Here is a 17,935-nt window from a genome sequence, read left to right as displayed (position 1 = left end):
TTTGAAAGGGCGCCGCACATGACCGACCGGATCGCGCTCTGGCTGTTTATCCTGATTGTCGTCGCAATCGGGCTGGATTACTGGCTCCAGGGTTTTGACGGTCTGATTTTCCTTGGCGGAAAGCTGGGCAACCTGATCGAGTGGATGGCGTTCTGGCGCTGAGCGCCGTCAGTCGTATTTCGCCCGCAGCGCTGTGTTGACATCCGGCGTCACGAAAGTGGACACATTGCCGCCAAGCCGGGCAATTTCCTTGACCAGTTTCGATGCAATCGCCTGATGCCCGGTATCGGCCATCAGAAAAACCGTCTCGATACTGCTGTCCAGCGCGCGGTTCATGCCAACCATCTGAAATTCGTATTCAAAATCCGCCACTGCACGCAGGCCGCGCACGATTACCTGCGCGCCGACATCGCCGGCGCAATCAATCAAGAGGTTCTCGAACGGGTGTACTGTGATTTCGCCGGCGCCGGGGATCTTGAGCCGCGCGACTTCGGCTTCGATCATCGCCACACGCTCTTCCAGGGAAAACAGCGGTCCCTTGTCGCGGTTTATTGCAACGCCGATTACCAGCCGGTCAACCAGCGTCGCTGCACGGCGAATAATGTCGATATGGCCCAGTGTGATGGGATCGAATGTGCCGGGATAAAGGCCGATGCGCATCGCATCCCTCCGTTTTGCGTTTTAGCCAATCAGCACGAGGGACGGGATAATTGCAACCCCGGATCCAGGCGCGGCGACATCGCACCCACCGCCTGCGCCGAGCCGAATGTCAGGTTGCGCATCCGATAGCCAAACGTACAGCGCCGCCTTAGCGCCCCATGAGCATCCCTTGCATGGATTCGTTTTCCATCGCCAGCTCCGCCAGCCGCGCCTTGACCACATCGCCCAGCGTGACAACGCCGATCAGCTTGCCATCCTCCAGCACGGGCATGTGGCGAAAATGGCCGTCGGTCATCCGTTGAACCACGTTTTCGCCTGTGTCCTGCCTGCTGGCGCATTGCGGATCGCGGGTCATCATGTCGTCAACCTTGTCCTGAAGACAGGCAGGCCCGCGCTGGCCCAGATTGCGAACAATATCGCGTTCCGACAGCACGCCGACCACAGCGCCCCCCGCGTCGGCCACGATCAGCGCCCCGATCCGGTTCTCCGACAGCGTGCAGGCCGCATCGGACACCGATGTGCCCGGCTCAATCGTAAAGACGGCATCATCACCCTTGGACTTGAGGATTTGTTGAACCAGCATTTTTCGACCCCGTTATCGCTATCACTTATTCAAGCGTAAAGATTGAACGCCGCCTGTCAAGCGGCGCGCGCTGTCATGTCTGCGCCTCCAGGCGGGCAACCTCGCGCCGCATGCCGCAGGCCAGCGCCTCCGCAAAGCGGTTCAGCCGGTCCAGCCGCCGATCGTCCACGTGGCGGATCAGATAAAAACTGCGCGTCAGATTTACCTCCTCCGGCAGGACGCGCACGATATCCTGCCCGAACGGGATTGAGAAATCGTGAACAATTCCGATGCCAGCCCCCTGCCGGATCCAGTTGAACTGCACCGACACCGAATTGCTGGCCAGATCGACATGCGGCAGGCCGGCCTCGGCCATGTAATCCAGCTCCTTGTCGAAAATCATGTCCTGAATGTAGCCGACGATGCGGTGATGGCGCAGATCCTCCAATGACTGGAGCGGTGCGGCATCGCGCAAATAACCCTTCGACGCCACAAGGCTGAGTTTGTAGTCGGTCACCTTCTGTACACTCAGCCGCCCGGCCAGCGGCGCGCTGACGGCGATGGCCATGTCCGCCTCGCGGCGCGACAGGTTGAACACGCGCGGCAGCGCGACGATCTGCACCTCCAGATCGGGGTTGTCCTGCACGATCTGCGCGCAGACCTGCGGCAGCAGGAAATTGGCCGAGCCGTCTGGCGATCCCAGCCGGATCTGACCGCTCAGCCGGCCGCCATGGCCGGGGATATCCTCGAATGCCGCTGTCATCTCCTGCTCGGCGCGGGCTGCACGCTCCATCAGACGCTGGCCTTCACCGGTCAGCGCATAACCTTGGGGGGATTTGGCAAAAAGCGGCGCGCGCAGCGCCTCCTCCAGCCGGGCAATGCGGCGGCCCACCGTGGCCGGGTCAATCTTGAGGATGCGGCCAGCCGCGGACAGGCTTTCAAACCGCGCGACCGCAAGAAATACTTTCAAATCATCCCAGTGTGGCTGCATCCCGGCCCCCTTTGCATAAACGCAAACTGTGTTTGAAACATTGCCCCTGTTCAGCCCATTTTTGCAAGGCTATGCTGCGCACAACCACAACTGGAGGATGCTATGACCACCGAACTGACGCATTACATCAACGGCAAGCACGTCAAGGGCACGTCCGGCCGCTTTGCCGACGTCTACAACCCCGCCACCGGCGAAGTGCAGGCGAAAACGCCGCTCGCCACGGTCGAAGAGCTGAACCAGGCCGTCGCCGACGCGGCCAAGGCGCAAAAAGAGTGGGCTGCCGTCAACCCGCAGAAGCGCGCACGTATTTTCATGGAGTATGTCCGCCTGATCAACCGCGACATGGACAAGCTGGCCGAGGCGATCAGCCGCGAGCATGGCAAGACGCTGCCCGACGCGCGCGGCGACGTTCAGCGCGGCATGGAAGTGATCGAATTCTGCATCGGTGCGCCGCACCTGCTGAAGGGCGAGTTTTCCGACAGCGCCAGCACCGGCATCGACATCCATTCCAGCCGCCAGCCGCTGGGCGTGGTTGCGGGCATCACGCCCTTCAACTTCCCTGCCATGATCCCGATGTGGAAAATGGGCCCCGCGCTGGCCGCAGGCAACGCCGTCATCATCAAGCCGTCCGAGCGTGACCCCTCCTGCCCGCTGATGCTGGCCGAGCTGTGGACCGAAGCGGGCCTGCCCGATGGCGTCTGCCAGGTCGTCAACGGCGACAAGGAAGCAGTTGACGCGATCCTTGACAATGACACCATTCAGGCCGTCGGTTTCGTCGGCTCGACCCCTATCGCACAGTATATCTATGGCCGCGCCTGCACCAACGGCAAGCGCGCACAGTGCTTTGGCGGTGCCAAGAACCACATGATCATCATGCCCGACGCGGATATGGATCAGGCCGCCGACGCGCTGATCGGCGCAGGCTTTGGCGCCGCGGGCGAGCGGTGCATGGCCATCTCGGTTGCCGTTCCGGTGGGCGAGGAAACAGCAGACAAGCTGATCGAAAAGCTGATCCCCCGCGTCGAGGCGCTGAAGGTTGGCCCCTACACCTCCGAGAATGACGTCGATTACGGCCCCGTCGTGACCGCGCAGGCCAAAGAGCGTATCCTGGGCCTCGTGCAGTCCGGCGTGGATCAGGGCGCCGAGCTGGTCGTCGATGGCCGCAACTTCAACCTGCAAGGCTATGAGGATGGCTTCTTTGTCGGTCCGCACCTGTTTGACAAGGTGACGCCCGACATGGACATCTACAAGGAAGAGATCTTTGGCCCGGTCCTGTGCACCGTCCGTGCCGGCAATTATGAAGAGGCGCTGAAACTGGCGTCGGATCATGAAATGGGCAACGGCACGGCGATCTTTACCCGCGACGGCGATACGGCGCGCGATTTTGCAAGCCGTGTGAATGTCGGCATGGTCGGCATCAACTTCCCCATCCCGGTGCCGCTGGCGCATTACACATTCGGCGGCTGGAAAAAGTCGGGCTTTGGCGACCTGAACCAGTTCGGCCCGGACGCGTTCAAGTTCTACACCAAGACCAAAACCGTTACGTCCCGCTGGCCCTCGGGCATCAAGGAAGGTGGCGAGTTCCACTTCAAACTGGCCGACTAAACCCGCCAGATCAAAGCGCAAACGCCCGGTCCATGTGACCGGGCGTTTTCATGCGCGCCCCAGAAAATTCGCAGAATTTTCTTGGCATGTGGCGCGGCCTGCGCTTTGCTGGAGCTCCAGCACAGAAAGGCACGCCATGGGCTTGAGCGAACCCGACTTCACCATCGGCATCGAAGAGGAATATCTGCTGGTCGACACCGGCAGCATGGCCCTGGCCGAAGCGCCCGAGGCGCTGATGGACGCCTGCCGCGCCCGCCTGCAAAGCCAGGTCAGCCCCGAATACCTCAACTGCCAGATCGAGGTCGGCACCAAGGTGTGCCAAACCATCGGCGAGGCCCGCGAAGACCTGAAGCGCCTGCGCGCCTGCGTCGCGGCAGAGGCTGCCAAATTCGGCCTCGCCCCCATCGCCGCCTCCTGCCACCCCTTCTCGGACTGGCGCGAGCAGAAGCGCACCGACAAGGACCGCTATAACGATCTGTCCACCGATCTGGCCGGCGTCGTGAACCGGATGCTGATCTGCGGCATGCATGTGCATGTGGGCATTGAGCCGCCCGACCGGCGGATCGACCTGATGAACCAGCTCAGCTATTTCCTGCCCCATCTGCTGGCCCTCAGCTGTTCGTCGCCGTTCTGGCAGGGCCGCGATACCGGGCTGGACAGCTACCGCCTGACCGTGTTCGACAATCTGCCCCGGACCGGCCTGCCCCCGCGAATGAGCAGCTTTGGCGAATTTCAGCGCTCGGTTCAGATACTGGTCGATCTGGGCGTGATCGAGGATGCGTCGAAAATCTGGTGGGATCTGCGGCCCTCCTCCAAATTTCCCACGATTGAATCGCGCATATGCGACGTACAGCCCCGGCTGGAGGATGCGCTGACACTCGCGGCGCTGACCCAGGGCCTGTGCCGGATGCTGTGGCGACTGTCGGTGCGCAATCAGCGCTGGCGGATCTACGAGAAGTTCCTGATTGCCGAAAACCGCTGGCGTGCGCAGCGCTATGGCGTGCGCGAGGGATTGATAGATTTCGGTCAAGGCGAAGTGATCCCGTTCGACGATCTGGTCGGAGAAATGCTTGAGATCATCGCCGAGGATGCGGTGCATTTCAACGCCGCCAGCGAGGTGTCGCGCGCCCGCGAGATTGCCGCAAACGGCACCAGCGCGGGCCGCCAGCGCCGCGCCTTCGCCAGCGCCATCGAGGCCGGCAAAACCGACGATGACGCCCTGCGCGCTGTCGTCAGCCATTTGATCGAGGAGTTTCACGACGGGCTTTAGTGGCACGGCTTTCGGGCGGGCATCCAACTAACCCGCGACGCGCCGGAACCCAACGCGCGCTGGACGCGTTTGCATCCATCAGTCAGACAATGCCCCCGAAAGGATACCGCGACCGTGCGAGCGCCTAAACGTCTTTATGTGCCGCTGATGGGGATATTCATCATCGCGCTGGTTGCGGCCCTTGTGTCTGCTGCGAATTTCCTGATCCCGGTTACGGCAGCGATCCTGTCGTATTTCGTGTTCAGCCGCCCGCGCCGCGCGCTGGAGCGGCTGGGCCTGCCGAACATGGTCATCGCGACGCTGTTCACGTCGATATTGTTCGTAATGGTCGGCGTCGGCATCGCGTGGTTTGCAGAACCTGTGGCAAACCTGATCGACGACATGCCCGGCCTTATGCAGGAAATGCAGGCCAAGCTGGGCGACAGCGACGGTGCGCTTGCCAAGGTGAACGAGGCGGCCAAAGCGATTGATGACGCCGTTGGAAACGCCGGCGAAAAGCAGGCGATGGAGGTCGAGGTTGTGTCAGAAACAAGCACATCCGTCACCATCCTGACCATGGCCCCCAAGGTGATGAGCCAGATCATCTTTGCCATTTTCCTGACCTTTTTCCTGATCGGGTCAGGTGATTTCTTTGCCCTGCGCACCGTCGAAAGCCTGCCTACCTTGCAGGACAAACGCCGCGCGGTCGAGATCATCAAAACCATCGAAGACCGGCTGGGCCGCTATCTGGGCGGGATTGCCCTGATCAATGCGGGGCTGGGCCTGAGCATCGGCGCCGCCATGTATCTGTGGGAGTTGCCAAATGCGGTCGCAATCGGCGTCATGGCGTTCGTTCTGAACTTCATCCCGTTTCTGGGCGCGGTCGTCGGCGCGGGCGTGGCCGGGCTGGTTGCCTTTGTATCCTTTGATCAGCCATGGGAAGCGTTCGGCGTGTTCATGACATACATGGCGCTCACCTCTATCGAGGGACAGGTGGTCACGCCGCTGGTCATCTCGCGCCGGATGCAACTGAACACGCCCATTTTGTTCCTGATTGTCGCCTTCTTTGCGTATATCTGGTCCGTCGTCGGGATGGTCGTGGCGGTTCCCATCCTGATCGTCGCGAAAATCGTCTGCGACGAAATCGAGGGGCTGGGCGCGCTGGGTCATTTCCTTGGCGATAGTTCCACCACGTCCCGGCGCGAGCGCAAGGCCAAGGCAGACGCCGCGAAACAGCAAGCCCACTAGCGCACCGCTATGCGGACAGCCATCACCGCTGCCCGGCAGTCAGTGCATCCCTCCAAGGTCCGGCCCGCCCCATAGCGGGCCGGACCCTGTTATTCGGCCGCCATGCGGCGCGGTTGCAACATCGGTTTCAGGTAATGCCCCGTATAGCTGCGCGGCTCGTCCGCCACCTTTTCCGGGGTGCCTGTGGCCACCACCTCGCCGCCGCCATCGCCGCCCTCCGGGCCAATGTCGATGATCCAGTCAGCGGTTTTGATGACGTCGAGGTTGTGCTCAATAACGATCACCGTATTGCCGCTGTCGACCAGCTCGTGCAGCACTTCCAGCAGCTTCTTCACATCTTCGAAATGCAGGCCCGTCGTCGGCTCGTCCAGGATATACAGCGTCCGACCGGTAGAACGTTTTGCCAGCTCCTTGGACAGTTTCACGCGCTGCGCCTCGCCCCCTGAAAGGGTCGTCGCCTGCTGGCCCACCTTGATGTAGCCCAGCCCGACCCGCACAAGCGCGTCCATCTTTTCGCGGATGGAGGGGACAGCTTTGAAAAACTCCTGCGCATCTTCCACGGTCATATCCAAAACGTCCGCTATGCTTTTGCCCTTGAAGCGGATTTCCAGCGTCTCGCGGTTGTATCGCGCGCCCTGACACGTCTCGCAGGTGACATAGACATCCGGCAGGAAGTGCATCTCGATCTTGATAACCCCATCGCCCTGACACGCCTCACAGCGCCCGCCCTTGACGTTGAAGCTGAAACGACCGGGCTTGTACCCGCGCGCCTTGGCTTCGGGCAGGTTTGCAAACCAGTCGCGGATCGGGGTGAAGGCGCCTGTATAGGTCGCCGGGTTTGACCGCGGCGTGCGGCCGATGGGACGCTGGTCAATGTCGATGACCTTGTCCAGATGCTCGAGCCCCTTGATCGTCTCGCAGGGGGCGGGCGTCTGGCGCGCACCGTTCAGCTGCATCGACGCGGTTTTGAACAGCGTCTCGATGGTGAGTGTGGATTTGCCACCACCAGACACACCGGACACGCAGACAAACTTGCCCAGCGGAAATTCTGCTGTGACATTCTTCAGGTTGTTGCCGGTTGCCTTGACCACTTTCAGCTTCTTGCCATTGCCCTTGCGCCGCTTGGCGGGCACGGGGATGGACCGCACACCGGACAGATATTGCCCGGTGATCGAGCCCGGATCGGCGGCGACGGCAGAAGGCACGCCATGGCTGACCACTTCGCCGCCATGCACGCCTGCGCCCGGACCGATATCAAATACATAATCAGCCTCGCGGATCGCCTCTTCGTCATGTTCGACCACGATGACGGTATTGCCCTGATCACGCAGGTTTTTCAGCGTCAGCAGCAGACGATCATTGTCGCGCTGGTGCAGGCCGATCGACGGCTCGTCCAGCACATACAGAACACCTGTCAAACCGCTGCCGATTTGGGACGCCAGCCGAATCCGCTGCGATTCGCCGCCCGACAGCGTGCCGGCATTGCGGCTGAGCGTCAGATACTCCAAACCCACGTTGTTCAAAAAGCCCAGACGCTCGCGGATTTCCTTCAGGATTGCGCGCGCGATCTCGTTCTTTTGCTTGCTCAGCTGTTCGGGCGCGTCCGTGACCCATTGCAGCGCCTCGCGGATCGACATCTGCACGACCTGCCCCACATGCAGGCCGGCGATTTTCACGGCCAGCGCCTCGTCCCGCAGGCGGTATCCCTCGCAGGCGCCGCAGGGGCGGTTGTTTTGATAACGTTCAAATTCCTCGCGCACCCATGCGCTGTCTGTCTCGCGATAGCGACGTTCCATATTGGGGATGACGCCCTCGAACACGCGCGACACGTTATAGACGCGCCCGCCCTCGTCATAGCGGAACGCGATTTCCTCATCGCCGGAGCCGTGCAGGAACACCTGCTGCACATGGGCGGGCAGATCCTTCCACTTGGTTTTCGGGTCGAATTCGTAGTGCTTTGCGATGGCTTCGATGGTTTGCAGGAAATAAGGGCTTTTGCCCTTGCGCCACGGCGCCAGCGCCCCGTCATAGATTTTCAGGTTCTGATCCGGCACGACCAGGCGTTCGTCAAAAAACAGCTCGACCCCCAGACCGTCGCAAACCGGGCAGGCGCCAAAGGGCGCGTTGAAGGAAAACAACCTTGGCTCGATTTCAGGAATGGTGAAGCCGCTGACAGGACAGGCAAATTTCTCGGAAAATGTCATGCGTTCCGGATCGCCCTCACTGGGCGCGGTTTCCAGAACGGCGATGCCATCGGCAAGGTCCAGCGCGGTGCGCAGGCTGTCGGCCAGCCGCGTCTCCAGCCCTTCCCGGACGACCAGACGATCCACGACGACATCGATGTCATGGCGAAATTTCTTGTCCAGCGTCGGCGGCTCGTCCAGCTCGTAAAATTCGCCATTGACCTTGACGCGCTGAAACCCGTTCTTGCGCAGCTCGATGAATTCCTTGCGGTATTCGCCTTTTCGGTCGCGAATGATCGGCGCCAGCAAATAGGCGCGTGTCCCCTCCTCCATGGCCATGATCCGGTCAACCATGTCCTGCACCTGCTGCGCCTCGATGGGTTTGCCGGTGGCCGGGGAATAGGGCGTGCCAGCGCGGGCGAACAAGAGGCGCAGGTAGTCGTAAATCTCGGTCACGGTGCCGACGGTTGACCGCGGGTTTTTGCTGGTCGTTTTCTGTTCGATGCTGATCGCAGGGGACAGGCCGCTGATGTGATCGACGTCCGGCTTTTGCATCATGTCGAGGAATTGACGCGCGTAGGCCGACAGCGATTCAACATAGCGCCGCTGCCCTTCGGCATAGATCGTATCGAAGGCAAGGCTGGATTTGCCAGAGCCGGACAGCCCGGTGATCACCACCAGCTGATCGCGCGGGATATCCACGTCGATACTCTTCAGGTTGTGTTCGCGCGCGCCGCGCACCTCGATATATTTCAGCTCTGCCATGATGCCTCCGGGGAGTTAAGGCCTACAGATAGTGTATGCCCGGCATGCTTCCAACCCGTATTTACGAACAGAAGCGGAACGTTTCTGTGAGAAACTTTTGCCGCCATGAACGGTTTGTTAGGAAAGGAGGTGCAAGATGGATATTCGCACAAGACGCGCATATGACGAAATGGCTAAAAACGACGGCTTTCGGGTACTGGTCGACAGGATCTGGCCTCGTGGCGTCTCCAAAGAGGATCTGGATCTGGACGACTGGTGCGAGGATGTCGCGCCGAGTGACGATTTGCGCGAATGGTTCGATCACGACCCGGACAAGTGGAGCGAGTTCAAAACGCGCTACGGAAAGGAGCTGGACGACAATTCCGCTGCCAAAGACCTGCTCGACAAGGCGCGCGACGGACGCGTGACATTGATCTACGGCGCAAAGGACGAAGAGCACAACAACGCCGTCGCGCTGCGCGACTACATGCGGGATAAGATTGGTTGATACCCGGCCGGACGGCTCGGCCGGGTCTGTTTTTCGCGCTTACATGTGAATGACGCGGCCGTAGGCGTCCAGCACGCTTTCGTGCATCATTTCGCTCAAGGTTGGATGCGGGAAGACTGTATTCATCAGATCCTCCTCCGTTGTCTCCAACTGGCGGCCAACCACATACCCCTGGATCAGTTCAGTCACCTCCGCACCGATCATATGCGCGCCCAGCAGTTCACCTGTCTTGGCGTCAAAAATCGTTTTGACCATACCTTCGGCCTCGCCCAGCGCGATGGCCTTGCCGTTGCCGATAAACGGAAAGCGGCCAACCTTGATGTCAAACCCCAATTCCTTTGCCTTCGCTTCGGTATATCCGACCGAAGCGATTTGCGGGTGGGAATAGGTGCAGCCTGCAATGCTGTTTGCCTTGACCGGATGCGGCTCCTGCCCCGCGATCAACTCGGCGATCATCACGCCCTCGTGGCTTGCCTTGTGGGCCAGCCAGGGTGCGCCAGCAATGTCGCCGATGGCGTACAACCCATCAACGTTCGTGCGGCAATGCGCGTCTGTCAGAACGTGGGTGCGGTCAATTTTCACCCCCAGATCTTCAAGACCAAGGTTTTCGGTGTTGCCGACGATGCCAACTGCGGAAATCACCGTGTCAAACTCGTGCTTTTCGGTCTTGCCGTTCACTTCGATATGGGCGGTCACGGTTCCCTTGCCGCGATCCAGCTGTTTGACACCCGCCTTTTGCAGGATTTTCATTCCCTGTTTTTCAAACTGCTTCTTGGCGAATTTCGAAATTTCAGCGTCCTCAACAGGAAGGATGCGGTCCATCACCTCGACCACGGTCGTATCGGCGCCCAGCGTATTGTAGAAACTGGCAAATTCGATGCCGATCGCGCCCGATCCGATGACCAGCAGCTTCTTGGGCATATGCGGCGGGACCAGCGCGTGACGGTAGGTCCAGACCAGATCACCGTCTGCCTCCAGTCCCGGCAACTCGCGCGCGCGCGCGCCGGTGGCAACGACGATGTGCTTTGAGGAAAGCGCCTCTTCCCCGCCCTTGTCCATCTTGACGGTGACGCGGCCCTTTGCCGGTATATGCGCCTCGCCGCGGAACACGTTGATCTTGTTCTTTTTCATCAGGTGGCTGATGCCATCCGACAGCTGCTTGGCCACCCCGCGCGAACGTTTGATGACGGCGTCCAGATCATAGCCGATCTTTTCTGCGGTCAGGCCAAATTCCTTGGCGCGGTTCATCAGGTGGAAAACTTCGGAGGATCGCAGCATGGCCTTGGTCGGGATGCACCCCCAGTTCAGGCAAATGCCACCCATATTCTCGCGCTCGATGATCGCCACATTCAGGCCAAGCTGCGCCCCGCGAATGGCGGCTACATACCCGCCGGGGCCGGCGCCGATCACGATCATATCAAAGGATTTGGGGGCCATGTGCGTCTCCGGAATTTTGCGTTCACTCAGATGCTAAAGCCTTTCGGGCCTATGCACAACGCATCAGCGCAAGTAGAAACGCCGCGCCCTGATCCGGGCGCGGCGTCTTGAAGTATCGTGCTCCCTTTGCCGCGTCAGGCGGCAGTTTTCTGCTGAAGCTTGCGCACTGTATACGAGTATCCGCCGGCCTTGAGATACGCGATTTCGGACGGTGTCGATTTACGCTCCAACGCCGCGTTGCGGTAGGGAAAGCGGCCAAATTCGCGGATGACCTCGCGGTGAGCCTGCGCATGCAGCAGCGTTCCATCACCGGTTTCCGGCATCCGGTCGCAAATCAGGCGAATGCATCGGTCCTGATCGGGCAGGTTTTCCGAATGCATCAGCGGCAGGTAGAAAAACTGACGCGCGGGTTCGTCAATCGCCACGTCCCACCCGCGGCCGATTGACGCCTTGGCCGCCGACAGTGCCTGCCGGTCCGTCGCAAAACTGGTGCCGTCACCACGGAACATGTTGCGCGGAAACTGGTCCAGCAGGATGATATAGGCCAGCGCCCCCGCCGGATATGTCGTCCACGACCCGAAGTGCCCCGTGCGGGCGCTGGACCAGGCGCCCTTGAAACGCTCTCGGATCTCGGCATCCAGTGCGTCGGATTGGGCGTACCACCCTTTTTCTCCGACCTCATCCAGCCAGAACTTCACAACGTCATCCGGGTTCACCACGGGTCTGCTCCTTTTGTGACCAATGCCGATATCTTATACGGTCAAGGGTAGCCCCAAGCGGTGTACGTTAACAGTAAAGTAATGCTTCAAACGCAACATTCCGCTCACGCCGGCCTGTTCAGGCATCGGCGGCGCGCGCCTCGGCCGCCTCTTCTGCGGCCTCTTCCTGCGCGACGTCGATGGCATATTCCTGGGCCATTGTGACGGCCACCGGCGACGAGGACGGCATGACGGTTGTGAATGTATCGGTCGGATCGACAATCCGCGTCGGGCGCTGCGTCATGCGGTAAGCCGCATAAATGGCCATGGCCGCGCCCAGAACCGCGATATACAGGAAAAATCCGCTGGGCCCCATGACGCCCATCATCCAGCCGGTGATCAGCGGGCCGGCGATGGCGCCCAGCCCGTTGATAAAGATCAGACCACCTGCGGCGGCGGCCATGTCATCATGGCCCAGAAAATCATTCGTATATGCAATCAGCAACGAATACAGCGGGTTGGACAGCCCGCCCACGACAAATGCAGCCGCCAGCAGCACAAAGAAGATCGTGCCGAACATCATTGCGATGGTCGCGCCCACGGCAACCCCCGCAGATGCAATCATGATCAGCAGGCGGCGGTCCATCTTGTCCGACAACCAGCCCAGCGGATACTGAACAATCAATGCGCCTATGTAGAAAGACGACACGAATGCCGAAATTTCGCCAACGCTCAGCCCCGCCTTGCCGCCGTAAACCGCGCCCATGCCGAACTGCGCGGAAAACACGCCGCCCAGCAAAAACATACCGACACAGCCCAAAGGCGAGGTGTGGTATATCTGCATCAATGTCATCGGCTTGGTCGTGTCAAACGCCGGCGTCGGGCTGATTGACAGCAAAATCGGCGCGAATGAGATCGAAATCAGCACCGAAGGGATAATGAACAGGATGAACCCGCCCGGATCGGCCACGATCAGCAGCGCCTGCGCCGACACGATGCCGATCATCTGCACGATCATATAGAGCGACAGCGCCTTGCCCCGGTTTTCATTGCTGGAGGCATTGTTGAGCCAGCTTTCAGCGGTCACATAAACGCCCGAAAAGCAAAAGCCGATCAGGATGCGGGCAATGCCCCAAGCCCACGGGTCCGTCCATGTCGGATACAGCAGCATCACCGATGAAATCATGCTGCCCAGCGCAGCAAACACGCGCACATGGCCCACGCGGCGGATCATTTCGGGCGCCATGCGCGAGCCGAACAGGAAGCCGACGAAATAGCCCGACATGACCAGCGACATCTCGAACGTTGTGAAGCCTTCGATTTCGCCCCGGATACCCAGGAGCGTGCCCTGCATGCCGTTGCCGACCTGCAGCAGCATCATCCCGAACAGCAGCGCCCATGCGCCTGACAGAACCTTGATCATCGCATTTCTCCCTGTCGGCTATCGGGCCAACTGCTGCATTGCATTCACGCGTCCGGCCCGCGGCGGGGCAGATGTCGCCATTGGCAGGGATTTACCCCGGTATCAACAGCGATGCGTCACCATAAGAGAAAAACCTGTATTCTTCACTAACCGCGTGCTGATAAATCTGCGCCAAAGTCTGCTGTCCCATCAGGGCGGCAACCAGCATCATCAGCGTGGATTTGGGCAGGTGAAAATTGGTCATCAGCGCATCGGTGACATGGAATTTGAAACCGGGATAGATAAAAATATCGGTCTCGCCCTGCCACGGCGCGATCGCGCCGCTGGCCGCTGCCGCGCTTTCGATCAGGCGCAGCGCGGTGGTGCCGACCGGGATGATGCGCCCGCCGGCCGCTTGGGTCGCGGCAATTTCTGCGGCGGCCTGCGGCGTCACCTCGCCCCATTCGGCGTGCATCTTGTGCGTGGTGACATCCTCCACCTTGACCGGCAGGAACGTCCCGGCACCGACATGCAGCGTGACATGCGTGAACTCAACGCCCCTTGCCGCAAGCGCCGCCAGCAGCGCGGCGTCAAAATGCAAGGAGGCTGTGGGCGCCGCCACGGCACCCGAGTGGCGCGCCCAGACAGTTTGATAATCGTCCTTGTCGGCGTCATCAGCCGCGCGGCGCGCCGCGATATAGGGGGGCAGCGGCATCGCGCCCGCCTCGGCCAGTGCGGCGTCAAACTCTGCCCCGGCGACGTTGAAACGCAGATGCGCCAGCCCGTCCTCCTTGGCCTCCAGCGTCGCGGTGAAGGTGTCATTGAAAATCACCACCTCGCCCGGCGCCAGCTTTTTCAGGGGTTTGACCATCGCAGTCCATGTGCCGCCGGCCTGCGGCTCCAGCAGGGTAACGTCAATGCGCGCCTCGGTTGCGCCCTGCGCCCCGGTGCGGCGGCGCAAACCCGTCAGGCGTGCGGGGATGACGCGGGTGTCGTTCAGCACCAGCCGGTCGCCCGCGCGCAGCCAGTCGGGCAAATTGCCCACCTGCGTATCGGTTATATCGCTGCCTTGCGCCACCAGCAGGCGCGCCGCGCTGCGCGGGCGCGCGGGGCGCGTGGCAATCAGCGCCTCGGGCAGGTGGTAGTCAAAATCGCTCAGCTTCATGGCGCCTCTGAATCGTGGTGGATGCTTAAATCTGAGTGTCCTCTTAACGGTTTACGTTGCCGCGATCCATGGGCTTGCGAATGGGCGGCGGCACGGCCTCCTGCCCGCCTTGCGGTGCGGACCGCGTTGGCGGCTGCGGCGGAGAGCGGCGAAACAGCTCGCGGAACATGCCGGGCGTAAACAGCGAAAGCGGATTCACCCCGACCGATGGCGCCGCAGCAGGCCCGCGCAGCGTATAGTTGACCCCCACCAGCCCCTCGCCGCGCCGCGTCAGCATCGCGCCAATCGCGTTCACGGCATAAAGCGGCGACACCACACCCTGCATGTCCATCTGCTTGGTCGGCAGATGATAATAACCATCCATGGAAATCCCCATGGAGGCGCCGACCGCGCTGCTGGAATACAGCGTCAGCCGGTCCGGCCCCAGCCTGAAACGCGCATTCACATCACTGAAGTGGATACCGTTCCCCGACATCTGTTCAAGCAATCCAACAACGCTGAGCGCGCTCAGCAGCGCGGCAACGGCCGGCGCGTCCGTCAGCCAGATATCGCCGCCTGTCAGCTGGCCCTCATAGGTGCCGGGCGCGCCTGCCGGTGTCATCAACAGCTCCATCTCGCCGCCGCGCGCCTGTTTCAGCAGGCCGGCGGCGCCCAGAACACCGCCCGCATCGCCGGTGGTGATACGGAACGCGCTGCGCCCGGCCTGCGGCACGATCTGCCCGCGAATGGGCGCGCCGCCATTGACGCGCCCGGTAAAGCTGCCGTCGACGCCGCGCGCCAGATCCAGATTGGCGCGGAACGCCGTCAGCGCCAGCGTATCCGTCACGGTCAGCCGGTCCAGCGCCAGCGCCACGGGCCCGCCGGCATTTGCCCCCGCGCCGCCGCCTGACAGATCCGCCTGCCGCAGATCAATCGTGCCGCCCGTCACCTCGATCCGGGGCGCCGCGCCCTTGCCGCGCCCCACAAGCGCAACCGGCGCGTCCAGCCAGCCGCCCACCCGCACGCGCGAGAACAGCGCGCGCCCCAGCTGGCCGCCGGGCGTCAACGTCACGCTGCCCAACGCGTTCAGCCCCGGCGCGTTCAGCGAAAGCCTGTCAATCTGTGGCGGCGTGCCCAGCCGCCCCCGCACCTCCAGCGCGCCGCGCGTGTCGCGGCCAAGGCGCCAGTTCAGCTGCGGCAGGGACAGGCCCAGCCCCGCCAGATCGGATGTCAGCGTGAATTCCGCCGCACCTTCCGGCCCCAGATCAACCCTGATCTGCCCCGGCGCGCTGCCCGTAAAACTGCCCGGCGGCAATCCGATACCGAACGCATCCGCAAAGCCCTGACTTAGCAGGATCGTCCCGTCGACCCGGCTGCCCTTGGCATCAGGGCCCAGCGCCGCGGTCCAGTGCCCGTCAAACGGCACACCGTCCAGCTGCCCCTCGCCGCCCACGCGCAACTGGCCATCGGCAAGCCGCAGCTCCATCTTGTCGGAGGTCAGAATTCGGCCCGGCACCAGCACATCGCTGCGCATATCATAAATGTGGCCGGCCACAGCCACGCGCACATCTTCGGTCTTCAAATCCCGCACCAAGGGGAACCCCAGATCCGCCGCCACCTCGGCACGCCCTTGCGCCAATGTAACGGGACGGCCTTGCTTGGTCAGGAACCTGAACGGTTCCTGATCGATCAGCGACAATGCGGCGGTGATGGTGCTGGCGGTTCTTACCGCGACCTCGGCAGGGCTTCCCTTGATATCAATGTCCGGCACGACAAAGCTGGTGCCGGCGATATCGATAAACCCGTCCCGAGGCGCCTTTACCCGGCCTGCCTCTGCCTCGATCGCAAAGCGGTTGCCCACCAGCACCGCCTTGCCGGACATCCCCTCGATCATCGGCATCTGTTTCATGAACCGGGTATCCAACCCGGCAAAATCGAATGACAGCGCCACCTGCGGCGGCTGCTGCGGGCGCACCCGCACCGCCAGGTCAATGTCGCGCAAATCGGCGGTCTGCACATTTTCATCCACCCATCTGCGCGTATTGGGCACCGCCGCTTCCGGCCAAAGCTGCAACAGCCGCGCGCGGCCCATGCCATCCAGCCGCCCGTCCAGCGCCAGATCCCAGCCGACGTTGCTGCCGCGCAATTCGCCGTCCAGCACCAGATGGCGGCCCTGATCGGACAGGCTCAGCTGCCCAAGGCTCAGATGAAACGGATTCAGCCGCAGCCGCAGATCCAGCGCCGCACTGTCCACATGCACCGGCGCATCATATAGATCGGCCGGATCGGCGGTAATATCGCTGACACGCAACTGCGCCTGCAATTCGTCCGGCCAGCCATCGGCGCCGCCAATCAGATGCGCGGTGCCTTCGGCGCTGGCCTTGACCCATTTGCTGTCAATGGACAGCGTGCCGATTTCAATCTTCTGATCCACCGGATCATAGGTAAAATAGGCGCGCGCCGCCTCGAAGGCGATGGGCTTGGTCGCGGGGTTGGGTTGCAGCACGCCGCGCCCGATCTGAAGCGTCGCGTTAAGCGGCCCCAGCCGGCCCTGCGCATCCAGCCGCGCCCGCAGCGCGCCCGAAATCGGCGCGTCCAGTGCATCCAGCACCGTCAGCGCCGGCGATTGCATCGCCACCTCGCCGGCCGGCAAATCCGAGAAGTTCAGCCCCAGCTGCGCCGCCGTGCTGCCGATACGGCTGGAGAAGTTAAACTCCAGCGTGCTGGGATAGGATCGCGCACCCAGCACGGTAAAATCGCCGCGCGCGCGCAAAACACCGCTCTCGCGCGTCACGGCCACCTTGCCGCCATCCACCGTCCAGGCGCGGCCCGTGCGGGCATCTTCATAGCGCAGCGTCATGTTGTCAGCGCGCACCTGATCCAGCGACGCCAGCGCCGGGCGCCCCAGCGCCGCATCGATCTGCGCAATCAGCGATGGCACATCTCGCGCGCGCCCGGCGCCGCCCCCCATCCCCATATCCGCGCCCAGCTGAACGCCCAGGCTGCCGCTGTCATCGCGCCGCAGATGCACCTGCAACCCGGACAGCCGGATCCCGCCCGGCTGCACCTGACCCTGCAACAGGGGCCGCAGCGCAAACGTCCCGCCCAGCTCGCCCAGCGTCGCGATCACGCGCCGGTCCGCGCCGCGCAGCGTCACGGCCCGCAGGGCAAGCCGCGGAGTCCATCCCTTCTCGATGACCACCACCATCTGCCCCAGCTCGACCTGCATCGCACCCGTCTGGCTGTTGATCCGTTCGGTGATGCGCGCTCGCAGCCAGTCCGGCAGCACTATCGGCGTGCCCAGATAGGACAGCACGACCAGCGCCAACGCGCCGGAAAGCGCGGCCATGCTCAGCAAGGACCACAGCCCGGCCTTGCGCCGCCTGCGCCGCCGCCGGGCGCGGTGCGCGTCTGCCGATCGCGCATCCGGCGCGTCTGCATCCGCACCGGGCGGCTGTGGCTTCTTGTCGCTCATCTGCTCCTGCGGAGGCTTCTTGCGCCTCT

At 62.2% G+C, this 17,935-nt stretch carries 14 protein-coding genes; 5 read left to right on the top strand and 9 right to left on the bottom strand.

The genetic code is table 11. The annotated features are described in order from the left end of the window. Positions 1–18 precede the first annotated feature (18 nt). Positions 19–162 (top strand): hypothetical protein, encoded by a 144-nt coding sequence (locus DQ230_RS17215; protein WP_203227992.1) that lies wholly within the window; start codon positions 19–21, stop codon positions 160–162. Between the two features lie 6 nt (positions 163–168). On the opposite strand, the gene coaD is transcribed toward DQ230_RS17215, so the two are convergent. The 3 genes from coaD to DQ230_RS04200 all read right to left on the bottom strand — a co-directional run bounded on the left by coaD (position 169) and on the right by DQ230_RS04200 (position 2,213). Beyond that, complete coding sequence (gene coaD / locus DQ230_RS04210) at positions 169–660, bottom strand: pantetheine-phosphate adenylyltransferase (protein WP_113911254.1); 492 nt, start codon at positions 658–660, stop codon at positions 169–171. A 148-nt stretch (positions 661–808) separates the two neighbouring features. Then, positions 809–1,243, bottom strand: a complete 435-nt coding sequence (locus DQ230_RS04205; RefSeq protein WP_113911253.1) for a CBS domain-containing protein — start codon at positions 1,241–1,243, stop codon at positions 809–811. Between the two features lie 73 nt (positions 1,244–1,316). Then, a complete protein-coding gene (locus DQ230_RS04200; RefSeq protein ID WP_113911252.1) occupies positions 1,317–2,213 on the bottom strand; it encodes a LysR family transcriptional regulator in 897 nt (298 codons plus the stop codon). Positions 2,214–2,315: 102 nt separating this feature from the next. Between DQ230_RS04200 and DQ230_RS04195 the strand changes: the two genes are divergently transcribed. From DQ230_RS04195 to DQ230_RS04185, 3 genes are all read left to right on the top strand, one after another. Continuing rightward, entirely contained in the window at positions 2,316–3,818 is a 1,503-nt protein-coding gene (locus DQ230_RS04195; RefSeq protein WP_113911251.1) for a CoA-acylating methylmalonate-semialdehyde dehydrogenase, read from the top strand. Between the two features lie 136 nt (positions 3,819–3,954). Further along, positions 3,955–5,088 carry a carboxylate-amine ligase gene (locus DQ230_RS04190; protein ID WP_113911250.1) on the top strand — a complete coding sequence of 378 codons (1,134 nt, stop codon included), beginning with the start codon at positions 3,955–3,957 and terminating at the stop codon, positions 5,086–5,088. 114 nt (positions 5,089–5,202) lie between these two features. After that, the gene (locus tag DQ230_RS04185) at positions 5,203–6,315 is read left to right on the top strand and encodes an AI-2E family transporter (RefSeq protein ID WP_238987416.1); all 1,113 of its coding nucleotides are present in this window, start codon (positions 5,203–5,205) and stop codon (positions 6,313–6,315) included. Between the two features lie 89 nt (positions 6,316–6,404). Here DQ230_RS04185 and uvrA read toward each other — a convergent pair whose 3' ends face one another. Then, positions 6,405–9,263, bottom strand: coding sequence for an excinuclease ABC subunit UvrA (gene uvrA / locus DQ230_RS04180; RefSeq protein ID WP_113911249.1), 2,859 nt, complete (start codon positions 9,261–9,263; stop codon positions 6,405–6,407). 136 nt (positions 9,264–9,399) lie between these two features. On the opposite strand from uvrA, the gene DQ230_RS04175 reads away from it, so the two are divergent. Then, the gene (locus DQ230_RS04175) at positions 9,400–9,750 is read left to right on the top strand and encodes a DUF488 domain-containing protein (protein WP_113911248.1); all 351 of its coding nucleotides are present in this window, start codon (positions 9,400–9,402) and stop codon (positions 9,748–9,750) included. Between the two features lie 39 nt (positions 9,751–9,789). Here DQ230_RS04175 and lpdA read toward each other — a convergent pair whose 3' ends face one another. The 5 genes from lpdA to DQ230_RS04150 all read right to left on the bottom strand — a co-directional run bounded on the left by lpdA (position 9,790) and on the right by DQ230_RS04150 (position 17,906). After that, the gene (lpdA, locus tag DQ230_RS04170) at positions 9,790–11,187 is read right to left on the bottom strand and encodes a dihydrolipoyl dehydrogenase (protein WP_113911247.1); all 1,398 of its coding nucleotides are present in this window, start codon (positions 11,185–11,187) and stop codon (positions 9,790–9,792) included. A gap of 134 nt (positions 11,188–11,321) precedes the next feature. Continuing rightward, positions 11,322–11,906, bottom strand: a complete 585-nt coding sequence (locus DQ230_RS04165; RefSeq protein ID WP_113911246.1) for a DUF924 family protein — start codon at positions 11,904–11,906, stop codon at positions 11,322–11,324. Positions 11,907–12,024: 118 nt separating this feature from the next. After that, positions 12,025–13,308, bottom strand: a complete 1,284-nt coding sequence (locus DQ230_RS04160) for an MFS transporter (RefSeq protein WP_113911245.1) — start codon at positions 13,306–13,308, stop codon at positions 12,025–12,027. 91 nt (positions 13,309–13,399) lie between these two features. Continuing rightward, on the bottom strand, positions 13,400–14,452 hold the full coding sequence (gene queA, locus DQ230_RS04155; RefSeq protein ID WP_113911244.1) for a tRNA preQ1(34) S-adenosylmethionine ribosyltransferase-isomerase QueA: 1,053 nt from the start codon (positions 14,450–14,452) through the stop codon (positions 13,400–13,402). A gap of 43 nt (positions 14,453–14,495) precedes the next feature. Then, complete coding sequence (locus tag DQ230_RS04150) at positions 14,496–17,906, bottom strand: AsmA-like C-terminal region-containing protein (RefSeq protein WP_113911243.1); 3,411 nt, start codon at positions 17,904–17,906, stop codon at positions 14,496–14,498. Positions 17,907–17,935: the final 29 nt, after the last annotated feature.

The organism is Roseovarius dicentrarchi, assembly GCF_003316635.1.
Taxonomy (GTDB): Bacteria; Pseudomonadota; Alphaproteobacteria; order Rhodobacterales; family Rhodobacteraceae; genus Roseovarius; species Roseovarius dicentrarchi.
This window is presented reverse-complemented; position numbering and strand designations above follow the sequence as displayed.